Here is a 19,116-nt window from a genome sequence, read left to right as displayed (position 1 = left end):
AATGAGGCGGAAAAACGTAACCTGGCCCGATCGGCGCCGGTCAGGTCAAATGTGTAACGGAAAGACGACTATTCCAGTGCTGGTTCAGATATTCGAGCGCAAACATCCGATGGCAATGATGTGGTAAATGTTCACTGCAAAGCAGGCAACCCGATTCGAATAGCGCGATATCCAGATTACTTTCCACGCGGCGGCGCGCGATGAGGTCGAAATATTCCTCCCGAAAGTTCTCCCAGCTCAATTGCTTGCCCTGGTAGCGTTTGAGCAGGTCCGGCTCGGGAGCCAGTTCCGGTATTTCCACGTACGCCGCATTGCACAACTGGTCGAGAAAGTAAGGCAGATCCTGCTTTTTCGCAAAGCCCGCGAGTTGCGACGTGTTGTTGAGGCGAACGTCGAGCACCGTGCGCACATGGGCGTCCTTCAGCAAACCGAAAAATTTCTGGGCGCTCTTGCCGGTAAAACCAATGCTGGCCACCTGCACGCTACTTTTGTCACGTTTCATGGTGAATCCCCTGGCAGGCCATTCGGCGCCCATAAAAAAGCCTCGCTGCGATTGGCGCAGCGAGGCTCGGGTGTCAGTGCATCTTTAGCGCCGCTCGCGTGCTTTATTTGACGATGTCGACCAGTTCGACTTCGAAGGTCAGATCGGTATTCGGCGGAATCGGGCCGACGCCGCGATCGCCGTATGCGGTCGCCGCCGGGCACGTGAGTCGCGCCTTGCCGCCGACTTTCATCTTCTGCACGCCTTGCGTCCAGCACGGAATCACGCGATTGAGCGGGAACGTGGCCGGCCCGCCATGCTTGGCCGAGCTATCGAATTCGGTGCCGTTGGGCAGCGTGCCGCGATAGTTGACCTTTACCACGTCGGTCGCGGACGGTTGCGGGCCCGTGCCTTGCGTCAGATGTTCGACGATGACGCCGGACGGCAGCTTCTCCGTGGTCGGCGCGGCAGCCATCGCGGTCGAGGACAGAACGGCTGCGGCCAGCAAAGCAACGAGTGATTTCAAAGCGAATCTCCAGTGGGGTAGTCCGTTTGATTGTAACGGATCGGGTGTCGGCCGAGGCTCCCACATATTGCCCGATGCCGCGGGTCGTTGCGCGCCCATCAGGAACCTCGCTGAACCGTCGCGCGACCCCGCGGCCCACATGAACGTCCGGCGCGAGTCGCCGGCAAGCGAATCCGCCACGCCCGTTGAGAACGCTTTCGATGACCGAGCCGGCCCATTCCGACGACCCCGCTTGCGATCCCTGCGCAGCGCCAGCCCCCTCCGACGAGCGTGTTCGCGCGCCAAGGTCGCGCCGGATTCCGCGCAGCCGCGCGCAACAGGCGCGGGTCGATGCGCGCCCCGAGTGGGCCGGAGTGATCGCGCTGCATCACGGCTCGCTCAATCAGCAGGTACGCGAGTGGGTCGAACGTGGGTTGAAGAACGGCTTGTTAAAGGTTGTCGTGTGTACGACTAGTCTCGACCTCGGCGTCGATTTTCTGCTGGTGGAACGCGTGTTCCAGATCGGCTCGCCAAAAGGCGTCGCGCGCTTGATGCAGCGCGCGGGCCGCTCGGGACATGCGCCCGGTTTGCCGTCTCGCGTGACGATCGTGCCGACGCATGCGCTCGAATTAATCGAAGCGGCGGCCGCGCGTGAAGCCGTCGACAAGCGGCAGATCGAAAGCCGCGATACGCCGCAAAAGCCGTTCGACGTGCTGGTGCAGCAGCTCGTCACCGTTGTGATCGGCGGTGGCTTCGACGCGCTCAAGCTGTACGATGAACTTCTGCAAACCTATGCATATCGTGATCTGACGCAGTAGGAGTTCGACTGGACGCTGGGTTTCGTCGAAGGCGGCGGCGCGACGCTGCGCGCATATTCCGACTACCATCGCGTCGCGCGCGATAGCGACGGTCTGTACCGCGTCCCGCGCAACGATCTCGCGCGCCGGCATCGCAACAACATCGGCACGATCGTCGCGAATGGCACGTTGAACGTTGCGTATCTGTCGGGCGGGCGCATTGGTGCAATCGAGGAATCGTTCATTTCGCGGCTCAAGCCCGGCGACGTGTTCACGTTCGGCGGCCGCGCGCTCGAACTGATCCGCGTTCAGGACATGACGGCGTGGGTGCGGCGCGCGAGCTCATCGCGTGGCGCAATGCCGCAATGGGCCGGCAGCCGCATGCCGCTATCGTCCGAGCTCGCCGACGCCACATAACTCGTCGTCGAGCTGCTCAAATCGCGCGAGGTCACCACTTCTTCTGCTATCCGTTCGCGGGACGCATTGCGCATATCGGAGTTGGCGCTCTGCTCGCGTGGCGAGTCGCGCGCGACAAGCCCGGCACGTTTTCGATTTCGATGAACGACTACGGTTTCGAATTGCTGTGCGCGCAGGCTTTCGATTGGGCCGCGCAATTAGAGAATGGCCTGCTTTCACCTGACGAACTCGATCACGACATTCTTGCGAGCCTCAATTCGTCCGAACTCTCCTTGCGACGTTTTCGCGAGATTGCGCGAGTGTCGGGACTCGTGATTCAGGCGCATCCGGGACAGCAGAAAAGCGCGCGGCAATGGCAGGCATCGAGCGGGCTTTTCTACGAGATCTTTCGTCAGCACGATCGCGGCAATCTGCTGCTGGGCCAGGCCGATACCGAAGTACTGCTGCAGGAACTCGACGTGCGGCGCATTCGTATTGCGCTCGAACGAATGAACGCGAACCGCGTCGTGCTCACGCGGCCCAAGAAGCCGACCCCGTTCGCGTTTCCGTTGATCGTCGGACGCCTGCGCGAAAAAGTCAGCACCGAGAAGCTCGCCGATCGCGTCGAGCGGATGCTGGCCGAGCTCGAACGGGCGGCGCAACGATGAAGCCGACCTCGCTCGCGATCGACGTCGGCGGACGACCTCTCGTGTTGTCAAGCTTGCGCGCGTGTTTCGATCCGGCGCTGCGCGCGCTTTTTATCGCCGATGCGCATTTCGGTAAGAATGCGGTGTTCGCGCGCGCGGCATTCCAGTGCCGACTGGTTCGACCGCGGAGAATCTGCTGCGGATCGAACGTCTGATCACCGAGTTCGAGCCGACGACGCTGGTGTTTCTCGGCGATCTGCTGCATGCGCCCGAGTCGCTGTCGACGCTCACGCTCGATGCGTTGCATGCGTGGCGCGCGCGGCATGCGTCGAGGCGCGTGGTGCTCGTCGAGGGCAATCACGATCGGCATGCCGGTGCGTTGCCGCTTACGTTGGATGTCGAGTCCGTGCGCGAGCCGTGGCATATCGGGGCCTAGGCGCTGTGCCATCGCCCGCATACGGTCGATCACGCGTATGTGCTCGCGGGGCATGTGCATCCGGTCTTTCGGATCGCGACGCGGACCGATTCAGTGCGTGTGCCGTGCTTTCGCTTTGGGATCGATCGGGGGGTGCTGCCGGCGTTCGGTAGTTTTACCGGAGGCGCGCGTGAGACGGGGCGCGTTCTGGGGGAGAGGGTTTTTCTGGTGGTACAGCAAAGAGTGATCGAGTTGAGGAGTTGAGTGGACGGCGGGGGCCGTCCACTTTGTTGCCTGGTTGGTTTTTTGTTTGCGGATTGGTTGGCCGGTTCGCTGGCTGGGTTTTTTGCTGGCTCTTTCGCTGCAAACTCCCCGCGGCGCGCGAGCGCGGTCGATGTGGGGGCCGGGCGGCGCCGGCTTCCACCCTCGGGAGCCCCGCAAGGTTCGCGGGACTCCTGCCACTGGTTAGTGGTTGCCGCCGCCGTGGCCACCATTGCCGGAGCCACCGCCGCCGTAGCCGCCACCGTGGCCGCCGCTGCCTTGACCGCCGCCGTTGCCGCCGTTGCCGCCACGGCCACCGTGGCCTCCGTTGCCGGAGCCGCCGTTGCCTTCGCCGCCACCGTGGCCGCCGTTGCCGGAGCCGCCGTTGCCCTGGCCACCGCCGCCTTCACCGCCATGGCCACCGTTGCCGGAACCGCCGTTGCCCTGGCCGCCGCCTTCACCACCATGGCCGCCGTGGCCGGAGCCGCCGTTGCCCTGGCCGCCACCGCCTTCACCGCCATGGCCACCGTTGCCGGAACCGCCGTTGCCCTGGCCGCCGCCTTCACCACCATGGCCGCCGTGGCCGGAGCCGCCGTTGCCCTGGCCGCCACCGCCTTCACCGCCATGGCCGCCGTGGCCGTAGCCGCCGTTGCCCTGGCCGCCACCGCCTTCACCGCCATGGCCACCGTTGCCGGAACCGCCGTTACCCTGGCCGCCGCCTTCACCACCATGGCCGCCGTGGCCGGAGCCGCCGTTGCCCTGGCCGCCACCGCCTTCACCGCCATGGCCGCCGTGGCCGTAGCCGCCGTTGCCCTGGCCGCCACCGCCTTCACCGCCATGGCCACCGTTGCCGGAACCGCCTTTGCCTTCGCCACCGCTGCTGCCGTGGCCGCCGTCACCGTGACCGCCGTCACCGTGACCGCCGTCACCGTGGCCGCCGTCGCCATGACCGCTGGCGCCGTGGCCGCCATCGCCGCGGCCGCCGTCACCGTGGCCACGACCGCCATCACCATCACCACCTTGGCCATGGCCATGACCGCCATCGCCGGCACCATCACCGCCGTGCCCATGGCCATGACCGCCATCGCCGTCACCATCGCCAGCGTGACCATGGCCATGACCGCCATCGCCGGCACCATCACCGCCGTGCCCATGGCCATGGCCTCCATCGCCGTCACCATCGCCAGCGTGACCATGACCGTGACCGCCATCGCCGTCACCATCGCCAGCGTGACCATGACCATGACCATGACCGCGACCGCCATCGCCGTCACCGTCACCGCCTTGGCCATGGCCGCCATCACCATCACCACCGTGGCCATGACCGTGACCGCCATCGCCGTCACCACCGTGGCCATGTCCATGGCCGCCATCGCCGTCACCATCACCGCCGTGGCCATGTCCATGGCCGCCATCGCCGTCACCATCGCCGCCGTGCCCATGACCATGGCCGCCATCGCCGTCACCATCGCCACCGTGCCCATGGCCGTGACCGCCATCGCCATCACCATCACCGCCGTGGCCATGTCCATGGCCGCCATCGCCGTCACCATCGCCGCCGTGCCCATGACCATGACCATGACCATGACCGCCGTCACCATCACCATCACCACCGTGGCCATGTCCATGGCCGCCATCGCCGTCACCATCGCCGCCGTGCCCATGCCCATGACCATGACCATGACCATGACCACCATCCCCACCACCGTCCCCGCCGTTATCACCGCCTCCGGTACCGCCGCCATCGCCGCCCGTGCCGCCATTCCCCGAGCCATTCCCGCCACCACCGCTACCCGCGCCGCCGTTACCGTTATCGCCGGCACCGCCGTTGCCGTTGTTGCCGCCGGTATTTCCCGGGCCCACCCCGCCCGGGCCGGAATTAGCCGAGCTATTCCCGCCACCGCTTCCCGTGCCCGTCGAGGACGTCCCGTTGCCCGCCGGCGAGCCGGTGGGCGATGTCGGGCCGAGCCCCGCCGCCGCGACGCCGAAGGCGCCCGCCCCGAGCTGCCCGAATCCCTGCGACGTGCAGCCCGGCCCGCCGCCCGACGAACATCCGCCGTGCACGCTAGCCTCGGCGAGCACCATCACTGCGGGATCCGTTGCCGGCGCGGCGGTGCTCCCCGAATTCGTCTGCGCACCCGCCATCGCCGCATAAAGACTGACCGCGACCGCCAAAGCCGCCCGTCGCGTTCCCAATATCCACGCGTCCCCGCTTTGCTTCTTCATTTCACTCTCCGAATTATTTCACCAAAAAGACCGGTCCAATTAACGAGTGAATCTCCGCTCGTCAACAAAACGAAAAGTCAAAGCCTTTGCGCAGCTTCGCTTTATGCGAATTAAAAATTCGTTCGCACTAAACACTTCTCTCACGGAAAATCCCCGGTCCGATTTGGCGTGCTTCGAGAGAATCGGCTGGCCGTGCGCGCACGTGATCGTGAGAGCCGCACAGCGAGGCTTGATGGACGTTGAAGTTATTCGCAGCGCAATCGCTCGACCGTGCGCTAGACCACGCAATGCGATATTGCCGATACGGCCCGTCAGGCGGCGTTAAACGACGATCCGCCCGCCAAATCCGCTACTCCACACTCTTCAGACAGGTAGTTAAAAAATCTCGCGCCCAGTGCAATCTGATCAGAAAAAAGAGAATTAGCCTTCGGTTTTATCGGACAAATATGGACGATTTACACATTTGGTTTTATTCATGTGGCCATTCGCACATAAAAATAGAAATAGAAAAACCCAATGAGAGCAACCCAATAGACAACGCAATGAAAATCACCGAAACGCGCGTGCGAAACATTACGCGTCGTCGGGCAATGCGCGTGCGTCGCGAAAATCGCTGTCGCCATGTGCGCTACCTCGCACAGTCGTCGAACGTGTGCCTCGGTCGCACGCGATCACGAGCCACGCCCATATGCAAAGTGTCGTGGCACAACCACCAGCGCGTCGGATAACCAACACATCAGCGCGCACGCTTTTCCCGGAGCATTCCCACCATCTTCGGCAGTACCGCCGCGTATCGTCGTTGCCCTGCCCGCAAAAGCCTGTCCCCGCGAGCCACCGCGCGGAATCGCCCACGAACGCGGGTAAACCTTTGTTTGACTTCGACGCGTCGCCCCGTTTACTGCACGCAGCCGAACCTCTCAATCCGCTTTCATTCACCGCCCGCATTTTTGGTTGGTCTGCGGAGCAGCGTTCTGCGAGCGCCTCCCCCTCTTCGACGAGGTACAACATGGTTACTATCTCCAGCAGCGCGGTCGACGAATTCAAATCCGGACTTCGCGGTCAGCTTCTGCTGCCCGACACGCCGGGCTTCGACACGGCGCGCAGCATCTGGAACGCAATGATCGACCGTTCTCCCGCGATGATCCTGCGCTGCGCGGGTGTTGCCGACGTGCGCCGCGGCGTCGCCTTCGCGCGTGACAACGGCCTGCCGCTCGCGATTCGCGGCGGCGGCCACAACATCGGCGGTAGCGCTGTGTGCGACGACGGCCTCGTGCTCGATCTGTCCACGATGAAATCGGTGCGCATCGACCCGCAAGCGCGGCGCGCCTATGTCGAACCGGGCGCGACGCTGCACGATCTCGATCACGAAGCGCAGGCATTCGGACTCGCGACGCCGCTCGGCATCAACTCGACGACCGGCGTCGCGGGTCTGACGCTCGGCGGCGGCTTCGGCTGGTTGAGCCGCCGCTACGGCATGACGGTCGACAACCTCGTCGCGGCCGACATCGTCACCGCGGACGGTGAATTGCGCCGCCTGAGCGCCACTTCGCACGACGATCTGTTCTGGGCGATTCGCGGCGGCGGCGGCAATTTCGGCGTCGTTACGCTATTCGAGTTCGCGCTGCATGAGGTCGGCCCGCTCGTGTACGGCGGCCTCGTCGTGTTGCCGCTCGCCGACGCGAAGGAAGCGCTGATCAAATACCGCGATGCCGTGCCCGCGATGCCCGACGAGTTGGCCGTCTGGGCCGTCGCGCGGCTCGCGCCACCGCTGCCGTTCCTGCCGCCCGACGTGCACGGCCAACCCGTGCTGGTGTTCGCGATGTGCAACAACGGGCCGGTCGAAAAAGGCCCAGCCGCGGTGGAAGCCGTGCGCGGCTTCGGCAAGCCGCTCGGCGAACATCTCGGTCCGATGCCTTATGAAGTTTGGCAACAGGCCTTCGATCCGCTGCTCACGCCGGGCGCGCGCAACTACTGGAAGTCGCACAACCTCGCCACCATCGACGATGGACTGATCGACGCGCTGATCCGCGCGATCGACACACTGCCGTCCGCGCAATGCGAAATTTTCTTCGGCTTGATCGGCGCGCAAACGCAGCGCGTGGCGGTCGATGCGACCGCTTACCCAAGTCGCGAGACGCAATACGCGATGAACGTGCACGGCCGCTGGGACGATGCGCGCGACGACGAGCGCTGTGTCAAATGGGCGCGCGACTTTTTCGACGCGTCGCGCCCCTTTGCGCTAGGCAGCGTGTACGTCAACTTCATGACGCAGGAGGAAGGCGGCCGTATCGCGGATGCCTATGGGCCCAACTATGAGCGGCTCGTCGCCGTGAAGAACCGCTACGATCCGCGCAACCTGTTCCGCCATAACCAGAACATTCGCCCAACGGCGTAGCGACGACGCGTGACGGAAAACGGCGCAAAAACCCGAACTGCAATGGCCGCGCCGCTCTCGCGCAAGGCGGCGCGGCCCTTGGGCACGCTCCCTGCTATTTGAGCGGTGGACCTCCGCGATGCGAACGTCGCGGTACGCCGCCGCCCGGCTGCGATGACCGCGCGCACGGAACCTCCAGCGTGCAGATGAGAACAAAGCAAAGCAGGCGACTCGCCGCACTCTTCCAAAACGTACAACACGCGTGAGAAACGCAAAGGAAAACCGTCATGCGCAGACGACAATTCATCATGACCGGCAGCGCTGCATGGGCCGTCGCAGGCCTGAGCCTCACCGGTTGCACGACGACTTCGCCGTCCTCGAACGCATCGCCGTCTGCCAACGCCGGCAAGCGCGACACGATCAACGCCGGCGTCGACTCGACGCTCGCGCGTCTCTACGAAAACGTCGACGGTGCGCGTGAGCTCGTTGCGAAAGCGCGTGGCGTGCTGGTGTTTCCATCGGTGATCTCGGCCGGCTTCTGGGTCGGCGGACAGTATGGTGAAGGGGCGATGCGCATCGGCGGCCGCACGGTCGGCTACTACAGCACGGTCGCGGGCTCGTTCGGGTTGCAGATCGGCGCACAGTCGAAGGCGCTCGTGTTTCTGTTCATGACGCAGGAAGCGCTCGACGAATTCATGCACAGCCAGGGCTGGGCAGTCGGCGCGAATGCGACCGTCGCCGTGCTGAAAGTCGGCGCGAACGGCGCGGTCGATTCGTCGACCGCGACGAGCCCGGTGCAGGCTTTCGTGCTGACCAACGGCGGCTTGATGGCCGGCGTGTCGCTCGAAGGCACGAAGGTGTCGCGGCTGATTATCTGAGTATCCGAGCGGAGCTTTCCCTCTTGCGGATTTGTGGTGCGAGCGCGCCGCGCGATTGCACCACAGATCCGCGCCGCGCGTTCGGGCCATAGCGTTCCCGCCCGCTTCGCCAGCGCCGTTCATCGCGCTACGGTAGAATTCACGCCTTTCGTAGACCGTCCGCGCCCAGCGGAAGCAATCCTTCGCGCAGCCGCGCGTTGCCACGCCAGTCCAGCGCAGCCCATACAAGCCTCAGCATTGCGCTCGCGCGCCACCTCGTAGAACATGAACACCGCTAGTCCCGCTTGCGGTCGGCCCGCCTGGCTGTCCGGCATTCGCAGCAACGTGCTCGCAGGCTTGACCTCGTCGTTCGCGCTGGTGCCCGAATGCATCGCCTTTGCGCTCGTCGCCCATCTGAATCCGTTGATGGGTCTGTACGGCGCATTCTTTATCTGCACCGTCACCGCGCTATTCGGCGGACGTCCCGGCATGATTTCGGGCGCGGCGGGCTCGATGGCCGTCGTGATCGTCGCGCTCGTCGTCGAGCACGGCGCGCAGTATCTGCTTGCGACCGTGATCCTGAGCGGCCTCCTGATGATGCTGTTCGGCATATTGCGGCTCGGCAAACTGATCCGCATGGTCCCGCATCCGGTCATGCTCGGCTTCGTCAACGGACTCGCGATCGTCATCGCGACCGCGCAGCTCGCTCACTTCAAAACGGTCACGCCGCACGGCGAAGCCTGGCTGCACGGCAGCGCGCTCGCGACGATGTGCGCGCTCGTCGCGCTGACGATGGCGATCGTCTATCTGCTGCCGCGACTTACGCGAGCCGTGCCACCGGCGCTCGTGGCCATTCTCGGCATCGGCCTTTTCACGCAGCTGCTGCATCTGCCGACGCGCACGCTCGGCGACATGGCGCATGTCGCCGGCAATCTGCCGACGCTGCATCTGCCCGACGTGCCGCTCGATCTCGAGACGCTTCGCATCATCCTGCCGTACGCCGTGCTGATCGCGATCGTCGGTCTGCTCGAAACGCTGCTGACGTTCAACCTGACCGACGAAATCACCGAAACGCGCGGTCAGCCGAATCGCGAATGCGTCGCGCTCGGCGCGGCGAACCTCGCATCGGGGCTGTTCGGCGGCATGGGCGGTTGCGCGATGATCGGCCAGACCATGATCAACCTGAACTCGGGGGGACGCTCGCGGCTGTCGGGAATCGTCAGCGGCGTGATGATCCTGCTGTACATCCTGTTCCTGTCGCCGCTGATCGAGCGAATTCCGCTCGCGGCGCTGGTGGGCGTGATGTTCGTGGTCGCGCAGCAAACCTTCGCGTGGGGATCGCTGCGCGTGCTCGGCAAGGTGCCGCGCAACGACGCGCTCGTGATCGTCGCGGTCACGGTCATCACGGTGTTTGCCGATCTCGCGATCGCGGTGATGTGCGGCATCGTGATCGCCGCGCTCAACTTCGCGTGGCAGCACGCGCGCGAAATTCACACGCATGCCGAGGATCGAGCGGGCCATAAGACCTATGTGCCGCGCGGCACGCTGTTTTTCGCGTCGACGACGCGCTTTCACGAGCTGTTCGATCCGGCGCGCGACCCGGCGAGCGTGACCGTCGATTGCAGTCACCTGCTGCTCGCCGATCATTCGGCGCTCGCCGCGTTGCAGGGTCTGGCCGAGCGCTATCGCAAGGCAGGCAAGCAATTGCGCATGAAGAATCTGTCGGAGCGCAACCGCCAATTGTTGAGCCGCGCGGGGATCGGCTTGGCGTGAGGCACGCACCGCGTTGCGAGCCCGCGCGCGGTGAATTCTCGCGCGCGTCGACAATGCGGCCTGGTGCTTTAGCGCTGCTCGGGCAACCGGAACACCGCGATCGCCGCCGACAACTGCCCGGTCTGCGTCTTCAGCACATCGGCCGCCGCGCTCGCCTCCTCGACGAGCGCCGCATTCTGCTGCGTCGTCTGATCCATGCTCGCGACCGCGATGTTGACCTGCTCGATGCCCGAGGTCTGCTCGGCCGACGCCGCGCTGATCTCGCCCATGATGTCGTTGACACGACGTACCGCCTGCACGACTTCCTGCATCGTGTCACCCGCGCGTCCGACGTGCTCCGAACCGCCCGCGATCTGCGCGGCCGATTCCTCGATCAGCGCCTTGATCTCCTTCGCGGCCGCCGCGCTGCGTTGCGCGAGCGTGCGCACTTCGCCCGCGACCACCGCGAAACCGCGGCCCTCCTCGCCCGCGCGCGCCGCCTCGACGGCCGCGTTCAACGCGAGAATATTGGTTTGGAACGCAATCCCTTCGATCACGCCGATGATGTCGCCGATCCGGTGCGACGACTGTGAAATCCCGCGCATCGTGTCGATCACCCGCCCGACCACCGCGCCGCCGCGCGCCGCGGTCTCCGACGCGTTGTGCGAGAGCTGGCTCGCCTGCTTCGCGTTGTCGGCGTTCTGACGCACGGTCGCGGTGATCTGCTCCATGCTCGACGCGGTCTCGCCGAGCGCGGCCGCCTGCTGCTCGGTGCGGCGCGACAGGTCCGAATTGCCCGCGGCGATCTCGTTCGATACCGACGAAATCAGCGTCGCGCCGGCGCGAATCTGCTCGATCGCCTGCGCGAGACGCTGCTGCATCCGTTTCATCGCGGCGAGCAGGCTCGTGCTGTCGCCGGCCTTCGCGTCGACGACCACGTCGAGGTCGCCGTCCGCGATACGCGACGCGATCTGCAGCGCGTACGCCGGTTCGCCGCCAAGCTGACGCAGAATGCTGCGCAGAATCACGCCGATCACCAGCGACACGAGCGCACAAAGCACCACCGCCGCGATCACGTATTGCACGAGGGTGCGGTAGAACACGCCGTCGATGTCGTCCGTGAAGACGCCGGTGACGATGGTCCAGTCCCACGGCTTGTAAAGCCGCATGTAGTTGATCTTCGGCGCAAGCTTGTCGGTGCCGGGCTTCGGGAACTGCAGATGGACGAAGGCCTCGCCTTCGCGCTGCGTTTGCTCGGAACCTTCCTTGAACACGTGGCGGCCGTCCGGATCGGTGACGTTGGTCATGTCCTTGCCGACGAGGTCGGCGCGCGTGGCATGCATCAGCACGTGCGCCTGGCTGTCTTCGAGCACGAGATAGCCGCCGGCACCGTCGTAGCGCATTGCGCGCAGGTCGTCCATCGCGGCGCGCTGCGCATCGGCGAGCGGCATCGTGCCGGCCGCGACGAGCGCGTTGTAGCGATCGAGCACGCTGTACGCGATGCTGACCACGTTTTTCAGCTCGCCCTCGCGATCGGCGATCATCGTGTCTCGTGTCTTGAACGCCCCCCACAGGCCGATCGCCAGAATGCCCATGCACATCACCGCGAGCGCGAGCCACAGCCGCACTTTCAGGCGAAACCGTTCCATCTTCCGTATCCCTTGTCGTGGTCGGCGGCTGTCCGCGCGAACGGACGCCGCAAACGTTTCATGTCGTTGTCGGGATTAACGGCGCGACGGAAGAAAACTTCAGTGCGGCTTCAAGGTTGCGGGTTTCCGTCCGCAGGCAACGTCAGCGCCGCCACCTCGCAGCGCGGCCATTGCCGCAGCACGTCGGGCGACATCAGCAGCTTGGCCGCGCGCACGCCGGCGCCCATCACGATCTGCGCACGCTCCATCACGGCGGCGTCGACGAGGATGCGCCAGTCGGCCGGCAGACCGAACGCGGTAATTGCGCCGAACTCCATCTGGCTATGCTCGACCGCCGCCTCGCGCTTCGCGAATGACAGCCGCTGTGCGCCGAGCGCGGCCTTCACCGCGCCGTTGATGTCGAGCCGCCGCGAGCCGAGCGACACGAGCGCCGCATAGTGCTCGCCACCCTCTTTCCTGTAGCGGATCACGATCGTGTTCGCGCAGTCTTCGAGACCGAAGCCGTAGCGAGCGCTGAATGCGGCGGTGTCGGAGGCGTCGTCGGTGACGGCGAACACCGTGATCCCGCGCGCCGGCAATTGTTCGATGACGTGCGCGGGCAGATGCGCGCTCCACTGGTCGCGCTCGATGACGTCCAGTTGCTGTACGAGTTCGTGCGAATGCATGATGAGCGGAAAGGTGACATTAACCCGCTGCATTCTAGCGGTACGCGCGGGCGGCCGCGAAACGGGCCGCAAAACAGGCCATGAACGCAGGCCATGCAGCGCGCCGCTTAACTTGTATAGTGACGGGCACGAGGTTTGCGAAAGGCAATGAAGCAAACACCCTGAAGGCGCCCTCACGATTCAGACACGATCATGGACATCGACACGCTCTCTCGCGAGAACCTCCAGCAGGCCGCGCGTCATCAGGCCAATTGGGCGATGGGCGCACTGCGGCAGTTCGCGGAGAACCGCTGTCCTGCGTTGGCGGCGAGCATCGCGTTCTATGCGGCGTTTTCGCTCGCGCCGACGCTCGTGATGGTGCTCGCGGTGGCCGGCTGGTTCTTCGGCCCGGCGGCCGCGCGCGGCGAGCTGTTCGGCCACATCAACGGGCTGATCGGCGACCAGGCCGCGGCCGGCGTGCAGACGATCGTCGAGAACGCGCATCACGCGGGCGCCAAAGGCGGCATCGCGACGATCATCTCGTTCTCGCTGCTGGCGATCGGCGCGTCGGCGACGTTCTCGTCGCTGAACAGCGCGCTCAATATAGTGTGGCCGTACAGCGGGCCGCGCACTTCCAGCTGGCTCGCGCTGGTGCGGGTGCGACTGATTTCGTTCGGGCTCGTGCTCGGCGTCGCGTTCCTGCTGATCGTGTCGCTGGTGCTCGATACGGTGATCGTCTTTATCGGCAACTGGCTGTGGGGCGACTCGCCGTATGTCGTGATCGGCAATCTGCTGCAGCTCGGCGTCGGGCTGTTCGTGCTGATCTTCGCGTTCGCCGGACTGCTCAAGTTTCTGCCCGACGCTCGGGTGCTGTGGCGCGATGCGGTGGTGGGCGGCATCGTCGCGGCCGTGTTGTTCACGGCTGGCAAGAAGCTGTTCGCGCTGTATCTCGCGCATGCGGGAATGGCCAGCGCGTTCGGCGCGGCCGGCTCGCTCGCAGTGCTGCTGATGTGGCTGTACTTCTCGGCGTTGGTGCTGCTGCTCGGCGCGGAGTTCTCGGCGGCGCGCGGCCGGCTGCACGATCCGCGTGGCGGCTGGGGCATGCAGGGCGAGTCGCCGCCGGGCAGCCGCGCGAAGCTCGCGTCGGTACTGGCGGCATCGACCGTCGCGGCAAATGCCGCGCCGTCTGCTCCCGCTGCTGTGGGTGTTGCCAGCCAAACGGCTACGCCGCTGCCCGCGGGAATCAACGCGGCGGCGCAAAGGCGCTCCGCGCATGAGACCGCGGTGGACGTTACGCGCAAGGTGCTCGACGCCGAAGCGCAAGCCACCCGTTTCGCGGCGTCCGCCCTCGTCGAAGCGCGCCGCCAGGCGACGGCCGCCGACCGCTACGTGCGACGCAACCCGTGGACCTCGGTGCTGCTCGCGGCCGCCGCAGGGCTCACGGCCGCGGCCATGGCGCGCCGTGGCGCCGACCGGCGCTGAAGCGGGCGCTTCTCACCACGCTACCGTCCATACCCTGATAGATGCACGTGTTGTGCCGTCAATCCAGTCGATTGCGCCTGGACACACAACGCGCCCCTTCTGTCCAGCCTGTCCAGTCCTTTCGTCAGCCGTCTCTTTTTATGATTTCACTACAAAGACGAGTGGACGTGGACACGACTAGGTTACATTTAGCATACAAATCGATGCTCATCCTGCGTTCGTTCATCCAGTCACTATCAACAAATCAACAATAATGCACATCAGACCAATAAATGTTGCGCAAATGGAAACAATCGTTGAGAGCTTTAAATACAAGGGTTTGCATCGATTGTCAGTTTTTGGCGACACTCTTTTTTTTCCGTTTCTACCCCGCCGAGCCGCTGAGCTATTCTGCTTTCCGCAACAACGAACAATCATCTGCGTGGAGAAATGGATGAAACGAATCGCACTGTCTACCCTCTCGCTGGCGCTCCTCGGCGTCGCCGGTATCGCTCACGCGCAAAGCAGCGTGACCCTGTATGGCGTGCTGGATGAATCGGTCCAGTACGTGAACAACGCTACGCCCAACGGCGGTAGCCTCGTACAAATGTTTGGCGGCAACCTGCAAGGTAACCGTTTCGGCCTGAAGGGCACGGAAGACCTCGGCGGCGGCCTGAAGGCAATTTTCCAGTTGGAAAACGGCTTTGACATCAACAACGGCAAGCTCGGTCAAGGCGGCCTGATGTTCGGTCGTCAGGCTTACGTCGGTTTGACGGGCGACTCTTGGGGCACCTTCACAGCTGGTCGTCAATACGACCCGCTGGTCGACATGATCCAGCCGCTGACGGGCGACAACTACTTCGGCAGCACGTTCGCTACGCCGGGTGACGTCGACAACAACGACAACAGCTTCCGCGTGAACAATTCGCTGAAGTATGTGTCGCCGGTGTTTTCGGGCTTCCAGGTCGAAGGCATGTACGCTCTGGGCGGCGTCGCAGGCGCGACGGGTTCGGGTCAAACGTGGGCCGGCGCAGCAACGTACGCAACGGGTCCGTTCAGCGTCGCGGGTGGCTACCTGAGGACTGACAACGCAAGCACCAACCTTCCTGTCCGCACGGGCTGGAACAGCACGACGGTCCCCGGCGCTACGTTCGACACGGCCTTCCCGAACAACGCAGGCATCAACCAGGCTTACACCACGGCGAAGTCGATCAGCATCGCTTCGGCAGCTGCTCAGTACGTGACGGGCCCGTTGACGGCTAACCTGTCGTACAGCAACGCGCGCTACAAGCCGGACGCACAATCGGCGTTCACGTCGACGCAGATCTTCAACGTCGGCCGCGTGTACGTCGGCTACCAGATCACGCCGGCAGCCCTGCTGGGTATCGGCTACGCGTACACCCGCGGTACGGGCGACGCGGTGGCAACGTACAACCAGGTTTCGCTGGGCGGCGACTACTCGCTGTCGAAGCGCACCGACGTGTACACGGTCGCCGCATGGCAGCATGCAAGCGGCCAACAGCGTGATCCGGCTACGGGCGCACTCGTTTCGTCCACGGCTTCGATCGGTTCGTATGGCAACCAGTCGAGCACCAACAACCAGGTCATGGTCAGCCTCGGTATCCGTCACAAGTTCTAATCGGACTTCGAATCGGACCTGCTACGCAGCCGACGGGCTGCGTAGCCAGAGACCAGAAACCAGCCAGAGGCGATGCCGATGGCTGGTTTTTTTTCGTCCTGAGGTTTTGGTGCGGGCCCAAGCGAGCCTGACGCGCGCTCCGAACCCAACGCAGCTAGCGCCGCTGCGCCTTGCCCTTGTCGGCCTGCGCGAGAATCTGCGCGGGCGACACATCCTGCTCATGCTCGACGCCATCGGCGCCGACCGGCGCGCGATATAGCACCAGCGCCCGCTCCGACTGCGGCGACGGCGCATCCAGCGACCGCTGCCAGTCCGGATCGGGAATCTCGGCGAACACCTGGCGCAGACGCTCGCCCCACGTGCGGTGAAGCATGTCGAAGTACGCGTTGTCGCGATCGATCGACACGAACCGCGTGACCCGCAGCGCATCCTTCTCGTACACGAGCAGATCGAGCGGCAAGCCCACTGACAGGTTCGAGCGCAGCGTCGAGTCCATCGAGATCAGCGCGGACTTCGCGGCCTCGTCGAGCGGTGTGGACGGCGTCAGCACCCGGTCGATGATCGGCTTGCCATACTTCGCCTCGCCGATCTGGAAATACGGATTCACGGCCGACGCCTCGATGAAATTGCCCGCCGCGTAGATCATGAAAAGGCGCATCCGGTTGCCCGCGATCTGGCCGCCGAGAATGAAGCTGCAATTGAAGTCGACACCGAACTTCTGCATCGCCTCGGCCTCGCGCTCATGCACGCGACGCACCGCGCTGCCGACCACGCGCGCGGCGTCCGCCATGGTCGGCACGCTCCACAGCGTGGGCTCGCTGGCATCGGCGGGCTCGGACAGCTCGTGCAGCACCGCTTGCGTGATCGACAGATTGCCGGCGCCGAGCAGCACCAGCATGCGTTCGCCGGGTTGCTCGAACACCGACATCTTGCGCGCGGTACTGATGTGATCGACGCCCGCATTGGTACGCGTGTCGGACAAAAATACGAGGCCGTCGTTGACGGCCATCGCTACGCAGTAAGTCATAAGGGATCCGCGAAAGGCAAAGGAACGGGGCTATTGTAATGCGGCGCACAGGCGCCTTTTATCCGTGTTTACGGCCCTTTTTTGCAGCCTTTTTTGCAGCCTTTTGGCAGCTGATTCCGAACACGTGGCAGGAATGTTAAATGCGGTCGCGCGCGTTGGCGTTGCAATGCGGCTACTGCGACATCTGCGCGCTGACCGCCACCGCCACGTGAAGCTCCTCTTCGAGTCCGCCGATGCGTCGGCCGCGCACCGGTGCCGCGGCCTCATAGTCACGGGCGACCGCGAGCCGGCAGTAGATCTCGCTGGCAAACCCGGCATGCGTGACGTCGATCGAAATCCACCCTTTGCCTTCGAGCCAAACGTCGACCCACGCGTGACTCGCGCCATGCGGCACGTCGCCGGGTTCGATATATCCGCTTACGTAGCGCGCCGGCACGCCGCGCGCGCGGCAGCACGCGAGCATCAGATGCGCATGGTCCTGGCACACGCCGTTGCCGAGCGCGAGCGCCTCGGCGGCCGTGCTCGTGACCTCGGTCACGCCGGGCCGGTACTGCACGCGCTGCACGATCTGCTCGGACAGCGTGAGCAGGCTTGCCGGGCTCGCCAGATTCGCCACCGACTCCGCCAGTTCGCGGATCGCGCCGTCGGCTTCGGTCAGACGCGTCGCGCAGGTGAAATGCTCGAGCGGAATCGGGCCGGGCGGATCACCCAGCACGCCGTCGACGAGCGGCATCGTGTCCACCTCGCCCGACACGCGCAGATGAATCTCGTCGTGCGGCTTGTTCATGACGAGCGTGTGCAGCACGTTGCCGTAGGCGTCGAGCGTCGCGTCGAGCTTGCCCGGCGCGTCGATGTTCCAACGCCGCACGGTCTGTCCGGCGCCGCTCGCGGGTGTCAGGCGCAACTGCTGGATCGAATAGTGAACCGTCGCTTCGTAGCGGTAGGAGGTGTCATGGCGGATCGTCAGGTACATGAGAAAACTCCGTCAGGCCACTGGCAGCATCAGATAAGTACGCGCCACCAGATTGCCCAGATCGAACACGCGAGCGAGGAACTGCGTCAGATAGGCGTGCAGACCGCTTTCGAAAATCTGCCGGATGTCGGCATACAACAGCTCGGCGCGCAGCTTGCCGGCGAAGCGCTCGCACTGGTTCGAGCCCGAGGTGCGCAGCATCGCGAGATTGCTGCACACGCCGTCGAGCGAGGCGAGCAGCGAGCGCGGCATCTGCTGATTGAGGATCATCAGCTCGACGACGCGCGCGGGCGTCACGACGTCGCGATATACCCTGCGGTAGATCTCGAGCGCCGACACCGAACTCAGGATCGAGGTCCAGTAATAGAAGTCCTCGAGCTGGCGCGCCGCGTCGCGTGAATTCGGCTCGACGTTCGCGAAACGCACATCGAGAATCCGCGCGGTGTTGTCGGCGCGCTCCAGATACGTGCCTAGCTGCGTGAAGAAGAACGCGTCGTCCTGCAGCGCGGTGCCGATCGTCACGCCGCGCGACAGATGCGAGCGGAACTTGACCCACTCGAACAACGAGCCCGGATTGCTCGCGGCCTGCCCGCTCGCGAGCCGCTCGTTGAATTCGAGCCACGTGTCGTTGATGGTTTCCCACCACTCGGTCGTCAGCGTGCCGCGCACCGCGCGGGCGTTTTCACGCGCGGCCTGCAGGCACGAATGAATGCTCGACGAATTACTTGCGTCGGCGATCATGAAGTCGAGCATGTGCTCGCGCGTCGGTTCGTCGTAGCGCTGCGCGAAGGCGCTTTCGAGCTCGGAGATGCGCAGCACCGAGCGCTGCGCGCGAGCCTCCTGTTCGGCCGTCTGCGGCAGCAGTTGCGCCTTCAGGTTGATGTCGAGCATGCGGGCGGTGTTCTCCGCACGCTCCATATAGCGGGCCATCCAGAAGAGGTGATCGGCGGTTCGGCTAAGCATGACGACGTTCCATGTCTGTGATCTGAACGCGCGAGGCCTTCGTCAGCGA

13 protein-coding genes and 2 pseudogenes are annotated in these 19,116 nt (G+C 64.6%); 8 read left to right on the top strand and 7 right to left on the bottom strand.

Annotated features, from left to right (window positions below; translation table 11 throughout):
* Positions 1 to 40: 40 nt before the first annotated feature.
* Together HWY30_RS06630 and HWY30_RS06625 are read right to left on the bottom strand one after the other, a co-directional pair.
* Complete coding sequence (locus HWY30_RS06630) at positions 41 to 502, bottom strand: DUF488 domain-containing protein (protein ID WP_090807120.1); 462 nt, start codon at positions 500 to 502, stop codon at positions 41 to 43.
* Between the two features lie 103 nt (positions 503 to 605).
* Positions 606 to 956, bottom strand: coding sequence for an FKBP-type peptidyl-prolyl cis-trans isomerase (locus tag HWY30_RS06625; protein ID WP_373685682.1), 351 nt, complete (start codon positions 954 to 956; stop codon positions 606 to 608).
* A gap of 368 nt (positions 957 to 1,324) precedes the next feature.
* On the opposite strand from HWY30_RS06625, the pseudogene HWY30_RS06620 reads away from it, so the two are divergent.
* From HWY30_RS06620 to HWY30_RS06595, 6 genes and pseudogenes are all read left to right on the top strand, one after another.
* Positions 1,325 to 2,847, top strand: a pseudogene (locus HWY30_RS06620) (helicase-related protein); the annotation flags it as partial.
* Positions 2,844 to 3,505: pseudogene (pdeM, locus tag HWY30_RS06615) on the top strand (ligase-associated DNA damage response endonuclease PdeM). The pseudogenes HWY30_RS06620 and pdeM, both read left to right, overlap by 4 nt.
* 219 nt (positions 3,506 to 3,724) lie before the next feature.
* Positions 3,725 to 5,842 (top strand): hypothetical protein, encoded by a 2,118-nt coding sequence (locus HWY30_RS06610; RefSeq protein ID WP_176078858.1) that lies wholly within the window; start codon positions 3,725 to 3,727, stop codon positions 5,840 to 5,842.
* 892 nt (positions 5,843 to 6,734) lie between these two features.
* The gene (locus tag HWY30_RS06605; protein ID WP_090807122.1) at positions 6,735 to 8,123 is read left to right on the top strand and encodes an FAD-binding oxidoreductase; all 1,389 of its coding nucleotides are present in this window, start codon (positions 6,735 to 6,737) and stop codon (positions 8,121 to 8,123) included.
* A gap of 266 nt (positions 8,124 to 8,389) precedes the next feature.
* Positions 8,390 to 8,980, top strand: coding sequence for a BPSL1445 family SYLF domain-containing lipoprotein (locus HWY30_RS06600; protein ID WP_090807125.1), 591 nt, complete (start codon positions 8,390 to 8,392; stop codon positions 8,978 to 8,980).
* Positions 8,981 to 9,244: 264 nt separating this feature from the next.
* On the top strand, positions 9,245 to 10,732 hold the full coding sequence (locus tag HWY30_RS06595) for a SulP family inorganic anion transporter (RefSeq protein WP_090807127.1): 1,488 nt from the start codon (positions 9,245 to 9,247) through the stop codon (positions 10,730 to 10,732).
* Between the two features lie 68 nt (positions 10,733 to 10,800).
* On the opposite strand, the gene HWY30_RS06590 is transcribed toward HWY30_RS06595, so the two are convergent.
* Both HWY30_RS06590 and HWY30_RS06585 read right to left on the bottom strand, forming a co-directional pair.
* Entirely contained in the window at positions 10,801 to 12,360 is a 1,560-nt protein-coding gene (locus HWY30_RS06590; RefSeq protein ID WP_090807129.1) for a methyl-accepting chemotaxis protein, read from the bottom strand.
* Positions 12,361 to 12,470: 110 nt separating this feature from the next.
* Positions 12,471 to 13,025 carry a YbaK/EbsC family protein gene (locus tag HWY30_RS06585; protein WP_167368715.1) on the bottom strand — a complete coding sequence of 185 codons (555 nt, stop codon included), beginning with the start codon at positions 13,023 to 13,025 and terminating at the stop codon, positions 12,471 to 12,473.
* A gap of 192 nt (positions 13,026 to 13,217) precedes the next feature.
* Between HWY30_RS06585 and HWY30_RS06580 the strand changes: the two genes are divergently transcribed.
* Entirely contained in the window at positions 13,218 to 14,486 is a 1,269-nt protein-coding gene (locus HWY30_RS06580) for a YihY/virulence factor BrkB family protein (RefSeq protein WP_090807133.1), read from the top strand.
* Between the two features lie 433 nt (positions 14,487 to 14,919).
* Complete coding sequence (locus HWY30_RS06575) at positions 14,920 to 16,104, top strand: porin (RefSeq protein WP_090807135.1); 1,185 nt, start codon at positions 14,920 to 14,922, stop codon at positions 16,102 to 16,104.
* 154 nt (positions 16,105 to 16,258) lie between these two features.
* Here the strand turns inward: HWY30_RS06575 and HWY30_RS06570 are convergent, their stop codons facing one another.
* The 3 genes from HWY30_RS06570 to HWY30_RS06560 all read right to left on the bottom strand — a co-directional run bounded on the left by HWY30_RS06570 (position 16,259) and on the right by HWY30_RS06560 (position 19,067).
* Entirely contained in the window at positions 16,259 to 17,131 is an 873-nt protein-coding gene (locus HWY30_RS06570; RefSeq protein ID WP_090807137.1) for a proteasome-type protease, read from the bottom strand.
* Positions 17,132 to 17,303: 172 nt separating this feature from the next.
* On the bottom strand, positions 17,304 to 18,104 hold the full coding sequence (locus tag HWY30_RS06565) for a transglutaminase family protein (protein WP_090807138.1): 801 nt from the start codon (positions 18,102 to 18,104) through the stop codon (positions 17,304 to 17,306).
* 12 nt (positions 18,105 to 18,116) lie between these two features.
* A complete protein-coding gene (locus HWY30_RS06560; protein ID WP_090807140.1) occupies positions 18,117 to 19,067 on the bottom strand; it encodes an alpha-E domain-containing protein in 951 nt (316 codons plus the stop codon).
* Between the last annotated feature and the right edge of the window lie 49 nt (positions 19,068 to 19,116).

The organism is Paraburkholderia tuberum STM678, assembly GCF_902833905.1.
Lineage (GTDB): Bacteria > Pseudomonadota > Gammaproteobacteria > Burkholderiales > Burkholderiaceae > Paraburkholderia > Paraburkholderia tuberum.
The sequence above is the reverse complement of the archived record's forward strand: the minus strand, read 5'-3'. Positions and strand labels throughout refer to the sequence as shown.